Origin of the sequence: Variovorax paradoxus (genome assembly GCF_030815855.1) — a bacterium.
In the GTDB taxonomy this organism is placed as follows: domain Bacteria; phylum Pseudomonadota; class Gammaproteobacteria; order Burkholderiales; family Burkholderiaceae_C; genus Variovorax; species Variovorax paradoxus_M.
Genome location: NZ_JAUSXG010000001.1, coordinates 2397384 through 2420438, shown reverse-complemented (window position 1 = coordinate 2420438; position 23055 = coordinate 2397384). Strand labels below are relative to the sequence as shown.

Annotated in this window: 21 protein-coding genes; 10 read left to right on the top strand and 11 right to left on the bottom strand. The window is 66.2% G+C overall.

Annotated elements, in window-relative coordinates:
• The first annotated feature begins 30 nt into the window (after window positions 1-30).
• The 5 genes from QFZ42_RS11300 (at window position 31) to QFZ42_RS11280 (ending at window position 5037) form a co-directional block, all read left to right on the top strand.
• On the top strand, window positions 31-984 hold the full coding sequence (locus QFZ42_RS11300) for an ABC transporter substrate-binding protein (protein WP_307701038.1): 954 nt from the start codon (window positions 31-33) through the stop codon (window positions 982-984).
• Window positions 985-1008: 24 nt separating this feature from the next.
• Window positions 1009-2289 carry an L-fuconate dehydratase gene (locus QFZ42_RS11295; RefSeq protein ID WP_307701037.1) on the top strand — a complete coding sequence of 427 codons (1281 nt, stop codon included), beginning with the start codon at window positions 1009-1011 and terminating at the stop codon, window positions 2287-2289.
• A gap of 36 nt (window positions 2290-2325) precedes the next feature.
• Window positions 2326-3102, top strand: coding sequence for an SDR family oxidoreductase (locus QFZ42_RS11290; protein WP_307701036.1), 777 nt, complete (start codon window positions 2326-2328; stop codon window positions 3100-3102).
• A 46-nt stretch (window positions 3103-3148) separates the two neighbouring features.
• Window positions 3149-3478, top strand: coding sequence for an L-rhamnose mutarotase (locus QFZ42_RS11285; RefSeq protein WP_307701035.1), 330 nt, complete (start codon window positions 3149-3151; stop codon window positions 3476-3478).
• Window positions 3479-3786: 308 nt separating this feature from the next.
• On the top strand, window positions 3787-5037 hold the full coding sequence (locus tag QFZ42_RS11280; RefSeq protein ID WP_307701034.1) for a hypothetical protein: 1251 nt from the start codon (window positions 3787-3789) through the stop codon (window positions 5035-5037).
• An 8-nt stretch (window positions 5038-5045) separates the two neighbouring features.
• Here the strand turns inward: QFZ42_RS11280 and QFZ42_RS11275 are convergent, their stop codons facing one another.
• Window positions 5046-6284: an SMP-30/gluconolactonase/LRE family protein gene (locus tag QFZ42_RS11275; protein WP_373423328.1), complete on the bottom strand. Its 1239-nt coding sequence runs from the start codon at window positions 6282-6284 to the stop codon at window positions 5046-5048.
• 179 nt (window positions 6285-6463) lie between these two features.
• Here QFZ42_RS11275 and QFZ42_RS11270 point away from each other — a divergent pair, with 179 nt between their 5' ends.
• Entirely contained in the window at window positions 6464-7141 is a 678-nt protein-coding gene (locus tag QFZ42_RS11270; RefSeq protein ID WP_307701033.1) for a glutathione S-transferase family protein, read from the top strand.
• Between the two features lie 78 nt (window positions 7142-7219).
• Here QFZ42_RS11270 and QFZ42_RS11265 read toward each other — a convergent pair whose 3' ends face one another.
• A complete protein-coding gene (locus QFZ42_RS11265) occupies window positions 7220-8200 on the bottom strand; it encodes a tripartite tricarboxylate transporter substrate-binding protein (RefSeq protein ID WP_307701032.1) in 981 nt (326 codons plus the stop codon).
• A gap of 36 nt (window positions 8201-8236) precedes the next feature.
• Complete coding sequence (locus tag QFZ42_RS11260; RefSeq protein ID WP_307701031.1) at window positions 8237-9403, bottom strand: mandelate racemase/muconate lactonizing enzyme family protein; 1167 nt, start codon at window positions 9401-9403, stop codon at window positions 8237-8239.
• A 103-nt stretch (window positions 9404-9506) separates the two neighbouring features.
• On the opposite strand from QFZ42_RS11260, the gene QFZ42_RS11255 reads away from it, so the two are divergent.
• Together QFZ42_RS11255 and QFZ42_RS11250 are read left to right on the top strand one after the other, a co-directional pair.
• A complete protein-coding gene (locus tag QFZ42_RS11255) occupies window positions 9507-10406 on the top strand; it encodes a LysR substrate-binding domain-containing protein (protein WP_307701030.1) in 900 nt (299 codons plus the stop codon).
• Complete coding sequence (locus QFZ42_RS11250; protein WP_307701029.1) at window positions 10403-12799, top strand: DNA polymerase II; 2397 nt, start codon at window positions 10403-10405, stop codon at window positions 12797-12799. Before QFZ42_RS11255 ends, QFZ42_RS11250 begins: the two co-directional genes overlap by 4 nt.
• Before the next feature lie 64 nt (window positions 12800-12863).
• Here the strand turns inward: QFZ42_RS11250 and QFZ42_RS11245 are convergent, their stop codons facing one another.
• Entirely contained in the window at window positions 12864-13763 is a 900-nt protein-coding gene (locus QFZ42_RS11245) for a LysR family transcriptional regulator (protein WP_307701028.1), read from the bottom strand.
• A gap of 114 nt (window positions 13764-13877) precedes the next feature.
• Here QFZ42_RS11245 and QFZ42_RS11240 point away from each other — a divergent pair, with 114 nt between their 5' ends.
• Window positions 13878-14756 carry an aldo/keto reductase family oxidoreductase gene (locus tag QFZ42_RS11240; RefSeq protein WP_307701027.1) on the top strand — a complete coding sequence of 293 codons (879 nt, stop codon included), beginning with the start codon at window positions 13878-13880 and terminating at the stop codon, window positions 14754-14756.
• 26 nt (window positions 14757-14782) lie between these two features.
• Here the strand turns inward: QFZ42_RS11240 and QFZ42_RS11235 are convergent, their stop codons facing one another.
• Genes QFZ42_RS11235 through QFZ42_RS11210 form a run of 6 tightly spaced genes read right to left on the bottom strand, consistent with a single transcriptional unit; the run spans window position 14783 to window position 21145 of the window.
• Window positions 14783-15790: a Gfo/Idh/MocA family protein gene (locus QFZ42_RS11235; protein ID WP_307701026.1), complete on the bottom strand. Its 1008-nt coding sequence runs from the start codon at window positions 15788-15790 to the stop codon at window positions 14783-14785.
• Entirely contained in the window at window positions 15787-16905 is a 1119-nt protein-coding gene (locus tag QFZ42_RS11230; protein ID WP_307701025.1) for an ABC transporter ATP-binding protein, read from the bottom strand. The genes QFZ42_RS11235 and QFZ42_RS11230 overlap by 4 nt, the downstream gene beginning before the upstream one ends.
• 45 nt (window positions 16906-16950) lie before the next feature.
• Window positions 16951-17841 carry a carbohydrate ABC transporter permease gene (locus QFZ42_RS11225; RefSeq protein ID WP_307701024.1) on the bottom strand — a complete coding sequence of 297 codons (891 nt, stop codon included), beginning with the start codon at window positions 17839-17841 and terminating at the stop codon, window positions 16951-16953.
• Between the two features lie 4 nt (window positions 17842-17845).
• Complete coding sequence (locus QFZ42_RS11220) at window positions 17846-18808, bottom strand: carbohydrate ABC transporter permease (RefSeq protein ID WP_307701023.1); 963 nt, start codon at window positions 18806-18808, stop codon at window positions 17846-17848.
• Window positions 18809-18832: 24 nt separating this feature from the next.
• The gene (locus tag QFZ42_RS11215; RefSeq protein ID WP_307701022.1) at window positions 18833-20164 is read right to left on the bottom strand and encodes an ABC transporter substrate-binding protein; all 1332 of its coding nucleotides are present in this window, start codon (window positions 20162-20164) and stop codon (window positions 18833-18835) included.
• A 60-nt stretch (window positions 20165-20224) separates the two neighbouring features.
• Window positions 20225-21145, bottom strand: a complete 921-nt coding sequence (locus QFZ42_RS11210; protein ID WP_307701021.1) for a dihydrodipicolinate synthase family protein — start codon at window positions 21143-21145, stop codon at window positions 20225-20227.
• A 171-nt stretch (window positions 21146-21316) separates the two neighbouring features.
• On the opposite strand from QFZ42_RS11210, the gene QFZ42_RS11205 reads away from it, so the two are divergent.
• Window positions 21317-22195: a LysR family transcriptional regulator gene (locus QFZ42_RS11205; RefSeq protein WP_307701020.1), complete on the top strand. Its 879-nt coding sequence runs from the start codon at window positions 21317-21319 to the stop codon at window positions 22193-22195.
• Here QFZ42_RS11205 and QFZ42_RS11200 read toward each other — a convergent pair.
• Window positions 22183-23055, bottom strand: a complete 873-nt coding sequence (locus QFZ42_RS11200) for an amidohydrolase family protein (RefSeq protein ID WP_307701019.1) — start codon at window positions 23053-23055, stop codon at window positions 22183-22185. The two genes, QFZ42_RS11205 and QFZ42_RS11200, sit on opposite strands and share 13 nt — an antisense overlap.

Sequence of the window (23055 nt, the reverse complement as noted above, 5' to 3'; positions counted from 1 at the left end):
CTCCATTTCTACAACCACAGGAGACTTTGCATGATTCAAAGAAGAGCAGTCACGTACACCTTGGGCGCGGCCCTCATCGGCCTGTCAGGGCTGGCGCAGGCGCAACAGGCGCAGGAGATCTACATTCCGCTCGTGTCCAAGGGCTTCCAGCACCAGTTCTGGCAAGCCGTGAAGTCGGGCGCCGAGCAGGCCGCGAAGGACCTGAAGGTGAAGGTCACTTTCGAAGGCCCGGAGACCGAAGCGATGGTCGACAAGCAGATCGACATGCTCTCCGCCGCGCTCGCGAAGAAGCCGCAGGCCGTCGGCTTTGCCGCGCTCGACAGCCAGGCCGCCATTCCGCTGCTGAAGAAGGCGCAGGCCGCGAAGATCCCCGTGGTGGCGTTCGACTCGGGCGTGGACAGCGACATTCCCGTGACCACCACCACGACCGACAACAAGGCCGCCGCCGCCATGGCCGCCGACAAGATGGCCGAGCTGATCGGCAAGTCGGGCGAGGTCGCGCTGGTGGTGCACGACCAGACCAGCCGCACCGGCGTGGACCGGCGCGACGGCTTCGTCAACCGCATCAAGTCGACCTACCCGAACATCAAGATCGTGAGCGTTCAGTACGGCGGCGGCGACCAGCTGAAGTCGACCGAGATCACCAAGTCCATATTGCAGGCCTCGCCGAACATCAAGGGCATCTTCGGCGCCAACGAGGGCTCCGCCATTGGCGTGGTCAATGGCGTGAAGGAGATGAAGCGCAACGGCAAGGTCGTGATCATCGGCTACGACTCCGGCAAGCAGCAGAAGAACGCGATCATGGACGGCAGCATGGCCGGCGCCATCACGCAGAACCCGGTGGGCATGGGCTACAAGACCGTGGAAATGGCGGTGAAAGCGATCAAGGGCGAGAAGCTGCCCAAGGTGGTCGATACCGGGTTCTTCTGGTACGACAAGACCAACATCGCCGATCCGAAGATCGCCGCCGTTCTGTACGACTGATCCTTTTCCGCGAAGGCTCCGTTCATGACCATCGTCCGATCCATGCGCGTACTGGACGTGCGCTTTCCGACTTCGCAGCAGCTCGACGGCTCCGACGCGATGAACCCCGACCCGGATTACTCCGCGGCGTATGTCGTGTTGGAGACGGACCAGCCCGGGCTCGAAGGCCACGGCCTGACCTTCACCATCGGCCGCGGCAACGAGATCTGCTGCGCGGCCATCGAGGCGATGCGTCACCTGGTCGTCGGGCTCGACCTGCAGTGGGTGGCCGAGGACATGGGCCGCTTCTGGCGGCACATCACCTCCGACAGCCAGTTGCGCTGGATCGGCCCCGACAAGGGCGCGATTCACCTCGCGACCGGCGCGGTGGTCAATGCGATGTGGGACCTGTGGGCCAAGTCCGAAGGCAAGCCGGTGTGGCAGCTGGTGGCGGACATGAGCCCCGAGGAACTGGTGCGCTGCATCGACTTTCGCTACATCACCGACTGCATCACGCGCGATGAGGCGCTGGCGTTGCTGCGTGATGCGGCGGCCGGCAAGGCCGAGCGCGTGACCACGCTACAGGCCGAGGGCTACCCGTGCTACACCACGTCGGCCGGATGGCTCGGCTACTCCGACGAGAAGCTGCGGCATCTGGCGCAGGAGGCGGTCGACGCGGGCTTCAACCACGTCAAGCTGAAAGTGGGGCGCGACCTGCAGGACGACATCCGCCGCCTGAGAGTGGCGCGCGAAGTGCTCGGGCCCGACCGGCACCTGATGATCGATGCCAACCAGGTGTGGGAGGTCGACCAGGCCATCGACTGGGTGCGGCAGCTCGCGTTCGCCAAGCCCTGGTTCATCGAGGAGCCGACGAGTCCCGATGACGTGGAAGGCCATCGCAAGATCCGCGAAGGCATCGCGCCGGTGGTGAGGGTGGCCACGGGCGAGATGTGCCAGAACCGCATCATGTTCAAGCAGTTCATCATGCGCGGGGCCATCGACGTGGTGCAGATCGATGCGTGCCGGCTCGGCGGCGTGAACGAGATTCTCGCGGTGATGCTGATGGCCGCGAAGTACAAGCTGCCCGTGTGCCCGCATGCGGGTGGCGTGGGGCTGTGCGAGTACGTGCAGCATCTTTCGATGATCGACTACCTGTGCATTGCCGGAACGCGCGAGGGTAGGGTGGTCGAGTACGTGGACCACCTGCATGAGCACTTCGTCGAGCCTTGCGTGATTCGCAACGCCGCGTACATGCCGCCGACAGGCGCGGGATTCTCGATCACCATGAAGCCAGAGTCGCTCGAGCGCTACCGTTTTCGCGGATGAATGGAAGAAGGAAGAAAAGAAAGGCATCGCACATCCATGGACCTGCATCTGAAAGACAAGGTGGTGATCGTCACCGGCGGCGGCAGCGGTATCGGCGCGGCCATTTCGCTCACGCTCGCGCGCGAAGGGGCGGTGCCGGTGATCTGCGGCAAGAACCCGCTCGAGGCGCCGTTCGAAGAAGAGCTGCGCGCACTGCAACCACGCGCGCGGTTCATCCAGTTCGAGTTGATGGAAGAAGCGGCTTGCGCCAAGGCCGTCGAAACCACCGCGGCCGAATTCGGCCGCATCGACGGGCTGGTCAACAACGCGGGCGTGAACGACAGCGTAGGTCTCGAAGCGGGCCGCGAGGCTTTTGTCGCTTCGCTGGAGCGCAACCTCGTGCACTGCTACGTGATGGCGCATTTCAGCCTGCCGCACCTGAAGGCCAGCAAAGGCGCCATCGTCAACATCTCGTCGAAGACCGCGATGACGGGGCAGGGCAACACCAGCGGCTATACGGCGGCCAAGGGCGGGCAGCTGTCGCTGACGCGCGAGTGGGCCGCATCGCTGCTGGAGGACGGCGTGCGCGTCAATGCCGTGATTCCCGCCGAGGTGATGACGCCGCTGTACCAGCGCTGGATATCGGCCTTCGACGAACCCGACCGCAAGCTCGCCACGATCACCGACAAGATACCCCTCGGCCGGCGCATGACCACGCCGCAGGAAATTGCGAACACCGTGGTGTTCCTGCTGTCGGAGCAGGCGTCGCACACGACGGGGCAGTGGGTGTTCGTGGATGGCGGGTACACGCATCTGGACCGGGCGCTGACCTGATCGCATCCGGCTTTTTCTTTCATCGACGACCCGGATCGAACGACCCATGCGCCACTGCCTTGCCCTTGACCTCAAAGACGACCCGGCGCTGATCGCCGAGTACGAGGCCTATCACCGCGACATCTGGCCAGAGGTGCGCGCGCATCTGCGTGCGCACGGCGTGACCGGAATGGAGATCTACCGGCTCGGCACGCGCATGGTCATGCTGATGGAAACGGATGATGCAAGCTACGACGCCGAAGCGATGGCGGCTGCGACGCGGAACGATCCGAAGATCCGGGCGTGGGAAGAGCTGATGTGGAGGTTTCAGGCGCCTACGCCCTGGACGCCTGAAGGGGAAAAGTGGGTGGGGATGGATCGGATCTTCAAGCTATAGGCGATTGCGGAGTTCGGTTCCGGCGATCTCCGACCCTTCTTGCGCGCAGCCGCAAATACCAGCTGCCGCGGCCGCCCCGGTGTTCCAATTTTGTCGGTCTTGGCTTGAAAGGCGAGCCACAACTGTCGAACGCCGGGTCCGAAGCGACGCTGCGTGTCACTTTTTGGAACGAAACTGGCGTTTCCAGCCCTGGCCGGAACGTGGGCATGGATCGTGCGCTTTGTGCCGCGGCTACGTGGCCGATTTCTTCCAATCAGAAAAGCGCTCTTTGCATGATCATTTTTTCTCGACGGTGCGTTTCTGCACTGATGTTTTCGGTGCTCCTGTTCGGCTGCGGTGGCGGCGGCGGTGGTAGTCAAGGCGGCTCGGCCGGCCTGATCGGCTTTGCGGGCAACAGCAGCGGCCAAGGCGGCAGTGGCCAGAGTGGAGGCACCGCCAGCGGAGGCACTGCAACAGGTGGAGGCACTGCAGGTGGCGGCACCACGGGTGGCGACCCTTCGCCCATCCCGTCGACCACCGCATTGGTCACCCGGCTCGGCAAGCCCGCTCGCGTGCTGCTCGGACTCGGCGCAGGCAATCCTCTCGATCAGATGAAAAGCCAGGACATTCACCCCGACATCGTGGATACCTACCTCGTGGGCGTTGGCGCGGGCGCCTGGCCCACCTGGAACAGCCCCGACGGGGCGTACATCACCTACACCGCGCAGGCCATCCAGGCTTACGGCGCGGTTCCGATGTTCACGCTCTACCAGATGGCGACGACCGGCGAGGGCAACATGAGTGCCGTCAACGACACGGCCTTCATGACGGGCTACTGGGCGCAGGTGCGGCTGATGTACCAGCGCATGGCAGCCCTCGGAACGCCCGTCCTGGTCAACCTGGAGCCGGACTTCTGGGGCTTCGTTGCGGCGCAGGCGCCGAATCGCGATGCGGCGCAAATAGCGGCGATCGTGAGCAGCCAGCCCGAATGTTCGGCGTTGCCGAACACCGCCGCAGGTCTCGGCCAATGCCTGGTGCAGATGGGCAGGCAGATCGCGCCCAAGGCGCTGCTGGGGTTCCCGCCCGCGTTCTGGAGCGGTACGCCTGCCGAAATCGCCGCGCAGATGCGGGCGGTCGGGGCGCATCAGGCGGACTTCATCGTTGCCCAGACCACCGACCGCGACGCGGGCTGCAGGGAAGTCCCGTCGCCTCCGGCGGAATGCACAGGGCGAACAGGTCCGTTCTATTGGGATGAAAGCAACCAGACCAGCCCGAACTTCCATGAGTCCCAAAGCCAGATCTCGGCCTATCGCGCGGCGCTCGGCAATGGACTGCCGATTTTGTGGTGGCAGACCCCGATGGGCGTGCCGTCCACCACGCCTGGCGGCACCGATCTGCACTACCGCGACAACCATGTCGACTACATGCTGCGCAACGCGCAGGAGTATGGCGACACGCACACGTTCGCGATCGTCTTCAGTACCGGGGGACAGTTTCAGACGTCGATCACCACCGATGGCGGCCAATTCGCCCGCCTGTCGAGTCAGTACCTCGCGCGCGGCGGCGCCACTTTGAAGTAGCCGTTCTTCTAGCCGGGCGCCGCGCCCTGGGTCGCCGTGTAGACGGCATACAGAGACTGGCTGGCCGCCATGAACAGGCGGTTGCGCTTGGGGCCGCCGAAGCAGATGTTGCCACAGACCTCCGGCAGCCGGATGCGTCCGATGAGCCGGCCTTGCGGCGTCCATACCGTGACGCCGCTGTAGCCGACGCTGCGGCCCGCATTGCTGGAGCACCACAGGTTGCCGTCGACGTCGGCGCGCACGCCGTCGGGCCCGCATTTCACGCCGTCGACCATGAAGCTGCTGAAGAGCTTGCCGTTGCTGAGCTTGTTGTCCGCGCCCACATCGAACACATACATGTCGCCCTTGCCGCCGGCGATGGTGTCGCCCGGCCCCTGGCCGGTGCTGACGACATAGAGCTTCTTGAAATCGGGCGAGAAGCACAGGCCGTTCGGGTCGGGCACCAGGTCTTCGCCGGCGACCTGCGTGAGCGTTCCGCTCTTGTCCAGGCGGTAGACCGCGGTCGGCAGTTCGCGCTTGAACGAGCCGATCTCGGGCGGCTGCCCGAGCCTCGGATTCAGCCGCCCCGACTTGTTCGCGGGCCCGCCCGGGGCATCGACCGCGCCTTCGTAGAGCTGGGCGCCGTAGGGCGGATCGGTGAACCAGTAGCTGCCATCGGGATGCGGGACGATGTCGTTGGGCGAGTTGAGTTGCTTGCCGTTGAAGCTGGAGGCGAGGATGGTCACCGATCCGTCGAGCTCGTAGCGCACCACGCGCCGCGTCAGATGCTCGCAGGACAGCTGCCTTCCCTGGTAGTCGAAGGAGTTGCCGTTGCTGTTGTTGGAAGGCGAGCGGAACACGCTGACGTGGCCGTCGTCCTCGCTCCAGCGCATCTGTCGATTGTTCGGGATGTCGCTCCACACCAGGAAGCGGCCGACCGAATTCCACGCCGGCCCTTCGGACCACAGCGCGCCGGTCCACAACCGCTGGATCGGCGCGTTGGGCTGGCGCAGGCCGTCGAAAGCCGGATCGACGGTGAGCACGTCGGGATCGGTGAAGTAGGTGGTCGGAGCCCCGCCTGGACCGAAGTCGCGCGGCGGCTGGGTGATGGTGCTCGGCGGCGCAACCGGTTTGCCGGAGGCCGCTTGCGCGTGCGTCCATCGCGGAAAGACGATGGAGGCGCCTACCGCGGCTCCCACGCCGCCAAGAAGCTTGCGGCGTAGTACCGAAGCATCATCCAGGTTCGAACCGATTTTTTCTTGGGCCATGACTCACTCCATGAAAACGATGGAAGAAGCGTGGAGAACGCGAGATCGCAAAACCGGTCGCATGCTACGCGCTTGTCGGACGCGGCACCAGAGTGTGCGGTGGAGCTCGGCGTTGCAGCAACCCGCTAGCATTGCGCTGAACACCCGACTCCTCACGCGGCGAGCCAAGCCGCCAGAACATGATCACCCTTCACCACTGCGTCAGCGCACGCTCGTTCCGGCCTCTCTGGATGCTCGAAGAAATCGGGCTTTCCTACGAGCTCCAGATGTTGCCGTTTCCACCGCGCGTGCTGTCCCGGTCGTACCTGGAACTCAACCCGCTCGGCACGGTGCCGATGCTGTCCGACGGCGCCATGCGAATGACCGAATCGGCCGCGATCTGCCAGTACCTGGCCGCGCGATTCTCGGCCGGCCAGCTGGATGTCGGTTGCAACGAGCCGGACTTCGGGCCGTACCTCAACTACCTTCATTTCGGCGAGGCCACCTTGACCTTTCCGCAGACGCTCGTGTTGCGGTACGCGCATTTCGAGTTGGGGGAGCGAAAGCAGCCGCAGGTGGCCGACGACTACGCCAAGTGGTTCCTTGCGCGGCTGCGAACGCTGGAGCCGCTGCTCGCCGGGCGCGACCACCTTTGCGCGGGCCGCTTCACCGCGGCGGACGTGTCCGTCGGCTATGCGTTGCTGCTGGCCGAGCACCTGGGCTTGGCAGAGCGCTTCACACCCTCGGTGGCGGCCTACTGGGCGCGTCTGCAGGCACGACCCGGCTTCAAGGCCGCGATGGCCGCGCAATCACGCGCCGCCGAGGCGCAGGGGGTCTCGTCGACCCCGGCACCCGACATCAGGGCCGATCGTCCTTGATGAGCAACCCCAAGGGGTCCGCCACTGCTGCCGGAGCGTAGAGGGCGCGTGCTCTGTCGGCTCGCTGCCTCCTTCACGTCAGTCGGCGTATTCGCCCGCGTCCTGGATCACCTTCGACCAGCGGGCCTTTTCAGCGATCAGGAATTTCTTGTGGCCTGCGGGATCGAGTCTGTCGTCGGCGACGACTGTGAGACCCAGCGCCTCCTCGCGCTTGATCAGTTCGGCATCCTTAAGCGCCGTCCGCAATGCGGCGTTGAGTTTGGCGAGCACCTCGGGCGGCGTGCCGCGGGGCGCATACAGGCCATGCCAGACCTGGACGTTGAAGTCCTTCAGCCCCGACTCGGACAAGGTCGCGGTGTCCTTGAGCGCCGGAAGCGGGAGCCGCTGCAAACTGGTGATGCCGTAGACCTTGACCTTCTTGCCTTCGATCTGCGGCACGGCGTTGGTGGCTTGCTCGCACATCAAGTCGACTTGCCCGCCGATGAGGTCCGTCATCGCCGGTGCAGTGCCCTTGTAAGGCACCGGCGTCATGTTGGTCTTCAACGCGCTCTGGAACATCAACCCGCACAGGTGTGATGCGGAGCCGAGTCCCGCGTTGGCCAGGTTCACCTTGCCGCCATTGGACGCGATCCACTGGCGCAGCTCCGCGAAGCTGTTGGCCGCCAGGGTGGGCTTGCCGATCAGAACGGACGGCGCTTCGTTGATCAGGCCCAGAGGTTCGAAGTCTTCCGGCACCTTGTAGCCGAGCTTGCGGTAGAGCGCCGGCGCGGTCGCCATGCCGATGTGGTGCACCAGCAGCGTGTAGCCATCCGGCGTGGCGCGGGCCACCTTCGCCGAGCCAATCGTGCCGCCTGCGCCAGCTGCGTTTTCGATGATGACGGTCTGCCCAAGAGGCTTGCGCAGCGCCTCGGCGAGATCGCGTGCAATCTTGTCGCTGGGACCGCCCGCGGCGAACGGGACGACCAGCGTGACCGGCTTTTCGGGGAAGTCCGCGCAAGCCAGGGTGGCGGAGCCGGCGAGGGCGAGGCCGGCGACGCAGCGCCAAACGGTGTTGTTCATTTCTTTGTCTCCTTCTTGGATTGGTGCGTACGGGAGTCAGGCCGAGAGCGCCTGCATCTCGCGATACAGGTCCGCCTTGCCTTCAAAGCCGATGCCGGGCAGGTCGGGCAGGGTGACGAAGCTGTTCTCGACCTTCACGCCATCGGGGAAGCCGCCGAAAGGCTGGAACAGGTCCGGATAGGACTCGTTGCCGCCCAGGCCCAGGCCCGCCGCGATGTTCAGCGACATCTGGTGGCCGCCGTGCGGGATGCAGCGGCTCGCCGACCATCCATGTTCCTTGAGCATGTCCAGGGTGCGCAGGTACTCGACCAGGCCGTAGCTGAGCGCACAGTCGAACTGCAGCCAGTCGCGGTCCGGGCGCATGCCGCCGTAGCGGATCAGGTTGCGCGCGTCCTGCATCGAGAACAGGTCCTCGCCCGTGGCCATCGGGTTCTTGTAGAAGTTGCGCAGGGCGGCTTGCAGTTCGAAGTCCAGCGGGTCGCCCGGCTCTTCGTACCAGAAGAGGTCGTATTGCGAAAGCGCCTTGGCGTAGGCGATGGCCGTCTCCAGGTCGAAGCGCCCGTTCGCGTCGACGCAGAGCTTCTGGCCGTCCTGCAGGACTTCCATGATCGAGTCGATCCGGCGCAGATCCTCGTCGAGCGAGGCGCCGCCGATCTTCTTCTTGACCACGGTGTAGCCGCGGTCGATGTAGCTGCGCATCTCGTCCTGCAGCTTCTTGTGGTCCTGCCCGGGGTAGTAGTAGCCGCCGGCCGCGTAGACAAAAATCTTGCGGTTCGGCGTGCCGTTGCCATAGCGGTCGGCAAGCAGTTGAAACAGGGGCTTGCCCTCGATCTTTGCCACCGCGTCCCACACCGCCATATCGATGGTGCCGATGGCCACCGAGCGCTCGCCGTGGCCTCCGGGCTTCTCGTTGGTGAACATCGTGTTCCAGATCTTGTGCGCATCGAGGTTGTCGCCGGTGGCGTCCACCAGCGAGGCCGGTTCGGCTTCCAGGATGCGGGGGATGAAACGCTCGCGCATCAGCTTGCCCTGGCCATAGCGGCCGTTCGAGTTGAAGCCATAGCCAACCACCGGCTTGCCGCCCTGAACCACGTCAGTGATCACGGCGACCAGGCTCAGGGTCATCTTGCTAAAGTCGATATAGGCGTTGCGGATGGGCGAGCTGATGGGGATGGTCTTCTCGCGGATTTCTACGATCTTCACGGTGCTCTCCAGGCGGTTTTGGATGGGAGGCTGAATGGTCGGCCACGCCGGCTGTTTCGGCCAATGTTCAATTTCTCAACTTCTATGTGCTGGACGAACCGCAATGAATCTGATCTGGCTGGATGACTTTCTGGCGCTCGCGGCGACGGGGAATTTCTCGCGTGCGGCAGACGATCGGCACAGCTCGCAGCCCGCCTTCAGCCGTCGCATTCGCGCGCTGGAAGAGTGGATCGGGGCTGACCTGTTCGACCGCAGTTCGCAGCCCGCAACGCTGACCGAGGTGGGTGAGTGGTTCGCGGGCGTGGCGCAGGAATTGAACGCCAGGGTGGCGCGGGTGCCCGGCGACGCCAGGAAGATCGCCGAGGCAAGCTCGGTCACTTTGCGCATCGCGTCCACGCACGCTCTCTCTTTCACCTTCCTGCCGCGGTGGTTGCGAAGCCTCGAATCGCACACGACGCTCGGCCCGGTGCAGCTGATGTCCGATGTGCTCGAGCGTTGCGAAGCACTGATGCTGCAGAGCAAGGTCCAGTTCGTGCTGAGTCACGCGCACAGCAAGGCACAAGGCGCGCTGGACGTGGAGCCGTACGGCTCGGTTCGGATTGGCGAGGATGTGCTGGTCGCCGTGTCGGCGCCAAAAGAAGGAGGCGGCGCGCGCCACCCACTGCGGATCGGCGGCGGTTCGGTTCCCGTGCTCCAGTACACAGAGCAATCGGGATTGGGGCGCATCATGCGCGCCGTTCTGGGGCGCAGGCTGGAATCACTGCCGGTTCAAGTCGTCTTCACCGCGCACCTCGCCTCGGTTCTGCGGACGATGGCGCTCGATGGCAGGGGCATCGCGTGGCTGCCGCGGACACTTGTAGAGGACGACATGAGCGAGGGGCGCCTGGTCGCTGCAGCGGGCAGCGAGTGGGCCGTCCCGCTGGAAATCAGGCTCTACCGCGACAGCGAGCTTTTGGGGAGGGCCGCCAATGCGTTCTGGGATACGGCGGTCGGCGGCTCGTGACGTCCACAGAACTCAAGGGCTTCATCCTCACGCGCCACTGGCGGGATGCACCTGCCGGCACGGAGATCGAGTACTGGCTGGCAACCGACGCGGGGCCGAGGAAGGTGGTGCTGACCTCCCGCAGCAGCGTCGCATTCGTCGCCACCCGGCACCGGGCCGCGGTTGAAGCCCATCTCGCGGCCATGCCGGGCGTGCAGCTGCGTGAGCTTGCGCTCAAGACTTTCCAACAGGAAGCGGTCCTCGGCGTCTATGCGAAGCACTTCCGCCAACTCGGTCGGTTGGCGCGCACCCTCCAGGCGGAGGGCATTCCCTTGCTCGAGGCCGACGTGCGCCCGCATGACCGCTACCTGATGGAGCGCTTCATCACCGCCGGCGTGCGGGTGGAAGGAGGGCGGGCAGAGGACGCCACCATCGTCGACTGCAAACTCAAGCCCGCGCCCGAATACCGGCCCGTGCTGAAGGTCGTCTCGCTCGACATCGAGACGAGCCAGAACGAGGCGCTCTATTCGATTGCGCTGGACGGCACGCCGGAGCGTGTCGTCTTCATGCTCGGCGAGCCGCCACCAGAGCCGCTATCGGACGCGCCATCCGGATCGGATGAGCCCATGGCCTTCTCGCTCATCTATTGCGCGTCCCGCAAGGTGATGCTCGAGAAGCTCAACGACTGGTTCGAGCGGAACGACCCCGACGTTCTCATCGGCTGGAACGTCATCCAGTTCGACCTGCGTGTGCTTCAGAAAACAGCCAACGACTGTGGCGTGCAGCTCCTTCTGGGACGGGAGCGCCGCCCCATCGAATGGCGAACCCATCCGGGCAAGCAGGGCTACCTGTTTGCACCCACACCGGGCCGGGTCGTCATCGACGGCATCGACGCACTCAAGGCCGCGGTGTGGAGCTTCCCGTCGTTCAGCCTCGAGACCGTCTCGCAAGCGCTGCTCGGTGAAGGCAAGGCCATCGGCGACGAGTACGACAAGATGGCAGAGATCGAGCGGCGCTACCAGCAAGACAAGCCTGCGCTCGCGCTCTACAACATCCGGGACTGCGAGCTGGTCCTGCGGATCTTCGACAAGGCCAAGCTGCTGCAGTTCGTGATGGAGCGGGCCCAGGCCACCGGCCTTCAGGCCGACCACTTCGGCGGCTCCATCGCCGCGTTCAGCCACCATTACTTGCCGCGGATGCACCGCCTGGGCTACGTGGCGCCGAATGTGGGCGAGATTCCGAGCAAGGCCTATCCCGGCGGGTACGTGATGGACTCGAAACCGGGGTTCTATGACTCCGTCGTGGTGCTGGACTACAAGAGCCTCTACCCGTCGATCATCCGGACCTTCCTGGTCGACCCGGTGGGCCTCGTCGAGGGATCGAACGCCGGCGACCCGGCCATGAGCGTCAAGGGACCCGAGGGGACAGTCTTTTCGCGCGACAAGCACTGCCTGCCCGAGATCGTGACCACGCTCTGGCGCGCCCGGGACGAGGCCAAGAAAGCGAAGAACGAGCCGCTGTCGCAAGCGCTGAAGCTGCTCATGAACTCCTTCGCCGGCGTGCTGGGTGCGGCCGAGTGCCGATTCTTCAACCCCGCGCTGGTGTCCGCCGTGACCCTGCGCGGGCACGAGATGATGAAGCTCACGCGAGAGTTCGTGGAGAAGCGGGGCTACGAGGCCATCTATGGCGATACCGACTCCATCTTCATCTGGCTCAAGCGCACTCATACCAACGACGAGGCGCATGCCGTCGCGGCAACTCTGGCAGCCGACATCAACGACTGGTGGACGCGCATGCTCAGCGAGGAGCAGGGCCTGGAGAGCTTTCTCGAAATCGAGGTCGACACGCACTACAGGAAATTCTTCATGCCCACCATCCGCGGCTCGGAGGTCGGCAGCAAGAAGCGCTACGCGGGTCTCAGCGCCGATGCCTCGGGCAAGGAGGAGATGGTGTACCGCGGACTGGAGATGGCGCGCAGCGACTGGACTCCGTTGGCGCGCCAGTTTCAGCAGGGTCTGCTGTCACGGATCTTTCAGGGCGAGCCCTACAAGGAGTTCGTGACCGACTATGCGAAGTCGACGCTGGCCGGTGCCAAGGACGACCTGCTCATCTATAGAAAGCGCCTGCGCCATCGGCTCGACGCCTACCTGGTCAACGTGCCGCCGCAGGTCCGCGCCGCTCGCATTGCCGACGAGCACAACAGCCGGGTCGGCCGCCCCATGCAGTATCAGAAAGGCGGCTGGATCCAATACGTCATGACGCAGAACGGGCCGGAGCCGCTGGAAACCCGCCATTCGCGCATCGACTACGAACACTACCTCACCAGGCAACTCCAGCCGATTGCCGACGCCATTCTTCAGCCTATCGGAGAAAGCTTCATGGCTTTGACGACTGCGCAGCGGGGGCTTTTCTAGTCGAGGTCGAGCACCGCCAACGGCACCGAAGACGCGAGGCGCTGATGCGGCGGATGTGCCGCAGCTAGGACGCCCTTTGGATGAAATCCACAAAAGCCCGTAACGGCGCCGGCAGCAGCCGGCGGCCGGGGTAGTAGAGGAAGGGCCCGGAGAAACGCGGCCACCAGGGCTCGAGGACGGGTTCGAGCGCACCGCTGTCGAGGTGCGGCCGCAGCCAGTCTTCGAACAGGTAGACCACGCCGGCACCGGCCAGCGCCGCATCGACCGAGAGATCTGCCGCTGCACCGATTCGCACGGTCAGTTGGCCGGTCACTTCGATGCGCAAGATTTCGCCGTCGCGCTCGAACTCCCACGGAGGCATCGACCCGCTGGCAAAACGTCCGCGCAAGCAGTTGTGGCCCAGCAGATCGCGCGGATGTTCGGGCCGGCCATGCCGATCGAGGTAGGAGGGAGCTGCCGCTACGGCAAAGCGTTGCAAGCGCGGGCCGATCGGCACGGCCACCATGTCCTGCTCGAGCCGCTCGTCGTAGCGAATGCCGGCATCGCAACCGGCGGCCAGCACATCGACGAAGCCGTCCTCCGCAATCACTTCAAGGGAGATATCGGGGTAGGCCGCAAGAAAGCGCGGCACGATCGATGGCAGCACGAGCCGCGCGGCGCTGATCGGCACGTTCAGCTTGAGCGTGCCGGCCGGCCGGTCGCGAAAGCCGTTCACCACGTCGAGCGCCGCTTCGACTTCGGTGAGCGCGGGCCTCAGCCGCTCGAGCAGGCGTTCTCCTGCTTCCGTCGGCCGCACGCTGCGCGTCGTGCGGTGGAGCAACCGTACGCCGAGTTGAGCTTCGAGCCGGCGCACCGCCTCGCTCAAGCCCGACGCGCTGCCGCCGCTCAGGCGCGCGCCGTCGCGAAAGCCCTTGGCGCCTGCCACGGCGACGAAGGCGTTGAGATCCCCGAGATCGACATTCATTGTTCTGAATCCTGCACAGCCCGTGCAGATTATGGCGGCTTATCAAACAGGGGCGAGCTGCCTAGACTGGGCTTCACTACCCCGTTCATCTCTTCAGATCCCAGGAAAAACACCATGTCCACCACGCAGACCCTCAGCACCTTCACCCTCGGCGACCGCGCGGTCCGTCGGCTCGGCTACGGCGCCATGCAGCTCGCCGGCCCCGGCGTGTTCGGCCCGCCGAAAGATCGCGAGGCCGCGCTGGCCGTGCTGCGCGAAGCGGTGGCCAGCGGTGTCGATCACATCGACACGAGCGACTTCTACGGCCCGCACATCACCAACCAGATCATCCGCGAGGCTCTCGCCCCCTACGGGAAGGACCTTGTCATCGTCACCAAGATCGGGGCGCGGCGCTCCGAAACGGGCGGCTGGCTGCCGGCGTTCTCGCCCGAGGAACTGACACAGGCGGTGCACGACAACTTGCGCAACCTCGGGCTCGACGTGCTGGAGGTGGTGAACCTGCGCATCATGTTCGACGTGCACGGTCCGGCCGAAGGGTCGATCGAGGCGCAGCTCGCGGCACTGGCCGAGCTGCAGCACCGGGGCCTCGTACGCCACATCGGCCTGAGCAACGTGACGCCCGCCCAGGTCGCAGAGGGGCGCCGCATCTGCCGCATTGCCTGCGTGCAGAACCAGTACAACCTCGTACACCGCAACGACGATGCGCTGATCGACGACCTGGCGCATGGCGGCATCCCGTACGTTCCTTTTTTCCCGCTCGGTGGCTTCACCCCGCTGCAGTCCTCAGCGCTTTCCGACGTGGCGCAACGCCTGGACGCCACGCCGATGCAGGTGGCGCTGGCCTGGCTGCTGCGACGCTCGCCCAACATCCTGCTGATTCCCGGCACCTCATCGGTCGGGCATCTGCGCGAAAACCTGGCCGCAGGGAAGCTGGAGTTGCCGGCGGATGCGGTCGAGGCGCTGGATCGCGTGGCTGCTCCGGTTATCGGGTGATGGCTTTCTTGAGCAATCGCACCTGGTCATCGGTGGCTCGCGATTCCTCCCTGCTGGTACACGGCTTCGACCAGCGCGAGCGTGCGCAGGTTGTCGGCGGGTTCGGTTTCGAAGGGGCGAGCGTCGCGCAGGCTCTGGACGAAATGCGCGATCGTCGCGGCGTAGGAGGCGAGATAGCAGGCGGGCAGGTCGTAGCGCTTCTCGGCAGGGCGTGCGCCGATGCAGCGCAGCGTGTCTTCCTCGAGCTCGATCGTCCCTTCGGTCCCGACCAGCGTCAGCCGGTCGGGCGGGGCCGGCAGGCGGCCGTGCACCGATAGATTCGCCATCAATGCCACCGGGGCACGGGTGGCGGTCTCGAAGGACAGGAAGGCGCGGTCTTCGCCGCGCATCGACGGGCTCCCGCGCCCGAGTCGCGCATGGACCAGCGTCAGCTCGCCCAGCAGGAAGCGCAGCGTGTCGATGTGGTGGATCAGGATCTCCATCACGAGCGCCCGGTCGAGGCCGGCGATGAAGGGCTGGCGCTCGAGCGCGGGCAGCCGGCCGGTCTCGTCGGGCAGCAGCCCCGAGGTCCACAGCGTCATGTGCGCCTGGACCACTTCGCCGATGCGGCCCTCCGCGAGCCATCCCGCGAGGTCGCGGTAGCACGCGCGAAAGCGCCAGTTCTCGTGGACCATGAGCCGGCACCGGGGCGCCACTTCGTCGGCCAGCGCGCGGGCCTCGGCGAGCGTCGGCGCCAGCGGCTTCTGGCACAGCACGGCCAGGCCGCGCCGGGCCGCGGCGCGCACGATCGCCGCATGGAATTCGCGTGGCGCCGCGACGTCGACGGCATCGAGCGCCATCGCATCGAACATTTCCTCCGCACTCGCGAACACGCGGGGGATGCCGAATTCGCGCGCGCGCGCCTGGGCGTTCGCGGTGTTCGGGTCGGCGATGGCCACGACCGTGGCCTGTTCCGCGAGGGCCCGCCAGCCCGCGAGATGGTGCGCGGTGACCCAGCCCGCCCCGATGAGGCCCACGCGCAACGGTGCCGTCATGCCACGCCCACGTCGGCCGCGGGGATCGCCTTTTCCGTGCCGGCATCGAAGAGGTAGAGCGCGCCGCTCGGAATGCTGAGCCCGACGCGGTCGCCGATGCGGCCCTGGACGTCGCGGTGCAGGCGCGCCATGACATCGCCGGCATTGCCGTCGAGCGAGACCATGAGCAGTGTCTCGGCACCGAGGGGCTCGACGGCCGAGACCGTGCCGCACAGCGTGCCACGGTCTTCGCGCGGCTCGTGCAGCTGCAGTTCCTCGGGCCGCACGCCGACCAGCAGTTCACCGGCCGCCGGCAGCGCGGCCCGCGCCCAGCGCGCGAGCGACAGTTCGCCGCCCGCGAGCGCCGCCACCGGCGAGGGCTGGCCCTGGGCGATGCGGGCCCGCAGGATGTTCATCGGCGGGTTGCCGAGGAAGCGGGCGACGAACGCATCGGCCGGCGCGCGGTAGACGTCCAGCGGGCGGCCGACCTGCGCGACCTTGCCCTTGTTCATGACGCAGATCCGCTGGCCCATGGTCATGGCCTCGACCTGGTCGTGCGTCACGTAGATCATGGTCGCGCCGAGCCGCTGGTGCAGCCGCACCAGTTCGTTGCGGGTGTTCACGCGCAGCGCGGCGTCGAGGTTCGAGAGCGGCTCGTCGAACAGGAAGACCTTGGGTTCGCGCACGATCGCGCGGCCCAGCGCGACGCGCTGCCGCTGGCCGCCCGACAGCGCCGCGGGCTTGCGCGCCAGCAGTTCGTTCAGGCCCAGGATGTCGGCCGCCGATTTGACGCGCGCTGCAATCTGCCGGCCGTCGATCTTGCGCCGGCGCAGGCCGAACGACAGGTTGTCGGCGACAGTCATGTGCGGGTAGAGCGCATAGGACTGGAACACCATGGCGATGTCGCGGTCCTTCGCGGGCACCTCGTTGACTTGGCGGGCGTCGATGACCAGCGAACCGTCGCTGATCGCCTCCAGCCCCGCGATCATGCGCAGCGTGGTCGACTTTCCGCAGCCCGAGGGGCCGAGCAGGACCATGAACTCGCCGTCCTGCACGGACAGCGACACGTCGTCGACGGCGGGCTGCGCGGTGCCCTTGTAGCGCTTGAAGATGTTTTCGAGATGGACGGCTGCCACGGTGGTTTCCGGTCGTTGGGATTGAAGAGGCGGCGAGCCTGGGGCTCACTTGACGGCACCCGCCGTCATGCCCTGGATGAGCTTCTCGGAGAAGAAGGCGTACAGCACCACGACCGGGATGACCGCGATCATCATGCCGGTGGCGATCATTCCGATGTCCTGGAAGTAGTCGCCCATGTAGGCGCGGATGCCGATCGGGAGCGTGCGCGCGCCCTGGTCGCTCAGCAGCACCACCGCGAAGAGGAACTCGTTCCACAGCTGGATGAAGTTCAGGATGATGGTGGTCGCGATCGCCGGCATGCCCACCGGCAGCACGATGCGCCAGAAGATCTCGAAGTCGGAATACCCGTCCATCTTGGCGGCATCGAACAGGTCCTGCGGAATGCGCGCGAAGAAGCCTTCGAGCAGGTACACCGTCAGCGGCAGCTGCAGGCTCACGTAGACGATCATCAGGCCAAGCCGGGAGTTGTAGAGGTCGTACTCCACGAGCACCTGGAACAGCGAGATCAGGATGATCTGCGGCGGGAAGACGATCGAGCTGAACAGGATGAAATAGACCAGCCGGTTGCCGCGGAAGTTGTAGCGCGCCAGGCAGTGCGCCGCCGCCGCGCCCAGCAGCGTGACGATGGCCACCGCCGAGACGACCACGATCGTGCTGTTCCAGAAGTACTGCGCGAAGTTCGAGTCCACCCATGCGATGCGGAACTTCTCCCAATGGAAGGTTTCGGGCCATGCGAAGTGGTTGGCGCTGATCTCGGCGGTGGTGCGCACCGACATCGTGCCGATCCACAGGAAGGGCAGCGCGGCGTAGAGCGTGTAGAGCACCACGGCAGCCATGAGCCCGCCGTTGCGCAGCATGCGCGAAAGCGTGGTCGAGAGCGAGTCGCGATGATCGGCCGCGAAGGGCGGTTTGAGGGCAGGGGAGGCGGAGGTCATGGGATCAGTACTCCATGCGCTCGCGGCGACGGAACAGGACGTTGAAGAAGACGACGAAGCCGACCACCACGAAGAACCAGACGACCGCAATTGCCGACGGATAGCCGAGGTCGAAGGTGTTCCAGTTGAAGGCCCGCTTGTAGACGTAGGTCGACACGGTCTCGGTCGACCACACCGGGCCGCCCTCGGTCATGATCCAGACCAGGTCGAAGACCTTCATCTTCCCGATGAAGGCGAGGATGTAGAGGTTGAGCAAGGTGGGCCAGAGCATGGGCACGATGACGTCGGTGAGCTTGTGCCACCAGCCGCAGTTGTCGAGCTCGGCGGCCTCGAGCACCTCGGAGGGCAGCGAATGCAGCGCGGCGAGGCAGACGACCATGTTGAAGCCCGCCCACTTCCAGGCGTGGGTCACGATCAGCGAGCCGAGCGCGAAGCGCGGGTCGCCGAGCCAGGCCTGAGACCAGGCCTGCAGCCCGACTGCGCGCAGCAAGCCATTGACGACGCCCCAGTCGTAGTTGTAGATCCAGACCCACATGATTCCCACCACCACATAGGACAGCAGTACCGGGGTGAACCAGGCGACGCGCAGGAAGCGCGAGAACGGCACGCCGGCGTACAGGCACAGCGCGAGCAGCAGGCCGGCCACCACGTCGAGGACGGGTCCGATGACCGACCAGATGGCGGTGTTGCGCACGGCCGCCCAGAACGTCTTGTCCTTGAACACCTCGGCATAGTGAGTCCAGCCGACGAACTCCGACGAAGCCAGGTCGGCCACGTTGAAGAAGCTGTTGTAGAAGGTGCGCAGCACCGGGTACGCCGTCAGCGCCGCGTACACGAGCAGTGCAGGCGCGAGGAACAGCATCACGGTGGGCAGGGACGCGCGCCGGGAGTCGGCCTCCGGCGCTGACAACCAGGACGCGAGCGTGCGGCGCAGGGCCGCGGCGGCGCCGGAAGAAGGATCACTCATGTCGATTGCTCCGGGCCGGCCGAATCAGCCCGCGGCCTTGCAGGCCGCGTCCATCTGCGCCGCGGCGTCGTTCACGCTGACCAGGCCGCCGGGGAACGCCCGGTTGAGCACCTGAGCGAAGGTGTCGCCGCACTTGCCGCTCATGTAGTGCAGCGGCGTGCCGATGAAGTACCTGGCGCCGGCTCCGCGTTCCTGCAGTTCCTTGAAGTAGGGCGCGTAGATGCTGGTGATGCGGGAAGGGTCCGTGCGGACTCCCGTCTGCAGCAGCACGCTCTCCATCCACTTGTTGCCGTTCTCCACGGTGGCGAGCGAGGAGAGCATCTTGCCCGCGCATTCCTTGTTCTTGCTTCGCGCGTACATCACGTAGCTGCCGCCGACGGCCAGCGTCTTGCACTCGGGACACTTGCTGCCGTCCATGGCCGGGTACTTCATCAGGCCGAGTGCGAAGTCCTTGGGCTGCCCGCCCTTCTCCGGCGCCACGAAGGCGCGCCCGGTGTACCAGCTCGCAATCGGGAACATCAGCGCGCCGGGGTTGGTGTGGAAGTAGTAGTGCGACTCGCCCAGCTTCATGGTCGCCATGCTGCGGGGGAACATGCCGGCGTCGACAAGCTGCTTGACCCATGTCATGGCCTCGATCACGCGCGGGTCCTGGAACGGCAGCTTGCCGGTCAGGAGCTTCTCGTAGTCTTCGGTGCCCAGCTTGCGCAGCAGGATCTCCTGCAGGAAATACGCGCCCGGATAGGGCCGGTCGCCCACGCCGGTGGCGGTCGGCGTGATGCCGGCCGCGACCGAGCGCTTGACCATCTCGGTGAACTGGGCCTGCGTCATCTGCATGCCCGCCGGCGGCGTCACGCCGATCTTCTTCATCAGGTCGCGGTTGTAGTAGAGCTCGACCGAGTAGGCCTCCTGCGGCATCGCGTAGACCTTGCCGTTCCAGGTCCACGCGCGCTTGGCCCAGTCCTCGAGGTTGGCCAGGTCGATGTACTTGTCGAGCGGTTCGAGGTAGCCGCTCTTGGCGAAGGCAATCTCGTCGGGCTCGAGCCAGAAGATGTCCGGTGCCTGGCCGGTGCGCACCGAGGTCTTCACGGAGGTGTAGAGGTCGGCCTTCTGGACGAACTGCAGGTTGACCTTGCACTGGGGCGTGGCCGCTTCGAACTGCTTCACGCGCTCTTCGATGAAGCTGCGTTTGGAAGCCTCGTCGGGCCAGTGGCTCCACATCGTGAGCGTCTGCGGCTGCGCCATGGCGGGCGTCCCGGGGAGGGCCAGCAAGGCCGCGGCGAGGGCGATTGCCGCCGCTGCGCTTCGGCGGGCGGCGGCGCGGCCGGATCCGGCGGGGGAACGAGGGAAGGGCGTCATGGGGTGTGTCTCCTGTGGATGAACCGGATCGGCAGGTGCGGTCTTCGCCGCTCAGTGGCATCAGGCGCGCGGATAACCCGGCATGCTGAAATCGATGGCCCGCAACCGCGCGTCGAGGCTTTCGCGCAGGGCCGCGTCCAGCGGCACGAGCGGCGGCCGCACGGTGCGCCATGGCGCATCGGTGGCGTACGTGGCCACCGCGTGCTTCATCGCGGGGATCATGGCGCCGCCCTGGAACACCTGGCGCACCGCATCGGCGCTGGCCTGCAGCTCGCCGGCCTGATCGCCGCGCCATCCTTCGAAGAGGCGATGGATGCCCGCGGGATTCATGTTCACCGTCGCGCTGATGCAGCCGGCGGCGCCCAGGGGCAGCGCCTTTGAGAGCAGGGATTCGCTGGCGGGAAACACGTCGAAGCCGTCGGCGGCGAAGTGGTCGAGCATGGCCTGGGTGTTCGCCCAGTCCCCCGAAGAGTCCTTGGCGCCGGCGATGACGGTGGGGTAGCGCTTGCGGAGCCGCTCGATCAGGCCCAGGGTGATCGGCACCTGGGTGAACTGGGGGATGTGGTACAGGTAGATCGGCGCGCAGCCCGGTCCGACCTGTTCGATGATTTCCGCGTAATACGCGAACACGCCGTCGTCGGAGACGCCCTTGAAGAAGAACGGCGGCAGCACCAGCAGGCCGGCCACGCCGAGCTGCGACGCATGCCGCGAAAGCTCGACCGCGTCGGGGAGGGCGCAGGCGCCGGTCCCGGGCATCATCCGCGCGGCGGGAATGCCCGCTTCCAGCAGCGCTTCGGTCAGCGACTTCCGCTCGGCCACGGAGATCGACGCGGCCTCCGAATTGGTGCCGAAGAGGGCCAGGCCCGCGTGGTTGTCGATGAGCCACCTGCAATGCGCGATGAGCCGTCCGACGTCGGGCGCCAGCTTGGCGTCGAAGGGTGTCAGGACCGGCGCAAGGACGCCGCGGAGTCTGGTGGTCATGCTGTTGTGTCTGCTCAGGGGTGGATCGATCGGTCGGCGGATACGGCAGGGGCTGTGGTTGCCGCGGGGCTGAGTTTGAAAGCACGACCCTTTCGGAAAAAGCGGCGGCGGCACCGTCAGACCCAAATATTTTTTGGTTCCCGCGCGGAAAGCGCCGCTACATTCGTCCGCATGGACACCCGCTACCTTCAGAGCTTCGTCGCCGTGGTCGAACTGGGCTCGATGGCCGAGGCAGCGCGCCACCTGGACCTGACGCCCGCAGCGATCGCCGCGCGCGTCAAGGCGCTGGAGGAGGACATGGGGCTGACGCTGGTGCAGCGCGCGGGCCGCTCGGTCCGCCCGACCGCCGCCGGCCTCCAGATGCTCGAGCGCGCGCGCACCGTGCTGCGGGAAATCCGCGACCTCCGGGCCGCCGCGGGCGACGGCGCCGCGCTCGGCGAGCTGAAGCTCGGCGTGTTCGGCTCGGCGCTCACGGGCGTGCTGCCGCCGCTGCTCAAGCGCCTCTACGAGCGCTACCCCGAACTGTCGGTGTTCGTCGCCCCCGGCAACTCGGTCGAGCTCTGCCGCCAGGTGACCCTCGGCGCGCTGGACGCCGCGATCGTGGTCGAACCCCAGTTCGCGGTCGGCAAGGGCTGCGCATGGCAGGCACTGCTGGAGGAAGGGCTCGTGGTGGTGGCGCCGGCGGGCCTGGCCGACCGATCCGCACACCAGTTGCTGGAGACGGAACCGTTCATCCGCTACGACCGCTCCGTGCTCGGCGGCCAGCTCGCCGACCGCTACCTGCGCGACCACGGCCTGGTGGTGCGGCAAAGGCTGGAAATCGACAATCTGATGGCGATTGCGGCGCTGGTCGGACAAGGCCTTGGGGTGGCGCTGCTGCCCGACTGGTCGCCCATGTGGCACGTCGGCTACGGCATCGTCCCCGTGCCGCTGCCGTCCCGTGCGCCGGTGCGGCGCGTCGGCGTGGTGTGGGCGACGCACGGACCGCGCGCGACCCTGTCGCAGGCGCTGCTGAACGAAGCGCAGGCGATGTACGGTCAGGAGAACTGATACAGCCTGGCCGGGTTGTCGACCAGGACCTGCGTGCGCGCGGCCTCGCCCGGCACCGCTGCGGCGAAGGCATCCAGCAGATCCGCATCGTCCGGAATCCTGTCGGGCTGCTCCGTCGGATGCGGCCAGTCGCTGCCCCAGAGCACCTGCTGCGACGCCTCGCGCGCGTAGGCGGCCGCCACCTGCACGGCATCGGCGTAGCCCGGCGCGCCGAGCAACGATTCGTTGTAGAACCCGGACAGCTTGACGTAGGCCTTGCCCTGCTGGAGCAGGCTGCGAACCATCAGAAAGGCCGGATGCTGCGTCGCGTTCGGTTGAGGCACACGCGCCAGGTGGTCGAAGACGACCGGCACCGGAAGGTCGGCCCAGATCGCACGGGCCTCGAGGAGCAAGGCCGCGGGCGCGTTGACCTGCACATGCCATCCAAGGGGCGCTATCCGCGCTGCGAGCGGCTTGACCATGGCCAGCGTGGTCGTACCCGGTGGCGCGAGATTGAACCGGATTCCGCGGACACCTGCGCTGTGCAGTTCGCGCAGCCGGGCGTCCGTGACTGCGGTGTCGACGACGGCGATGCCGCGCGCTTTCCCGCCGAAGTGGCCGATCGACTCGAGCAGCAGCCGATTGTCGGTGCCGTAGCTCGAAGGCTGCACGATCACATTGCGCGTGGTGCCGATCCGCTTCTGCAAGGCCTTGTAGTCGGCAATCGATGCATCGCCGGGCCGCAGCGCCGCTTCCGCGGCAAACGGGTAGCGCGCATCGTAGATGTGGTGATGGCAATCGCAGGCATCGGCTGGAACGCGCGTGTTCGGCTGATCCATGCCTGCGGACCACTTCACCGCCTGGGCAGGCCGGCGGTCCAT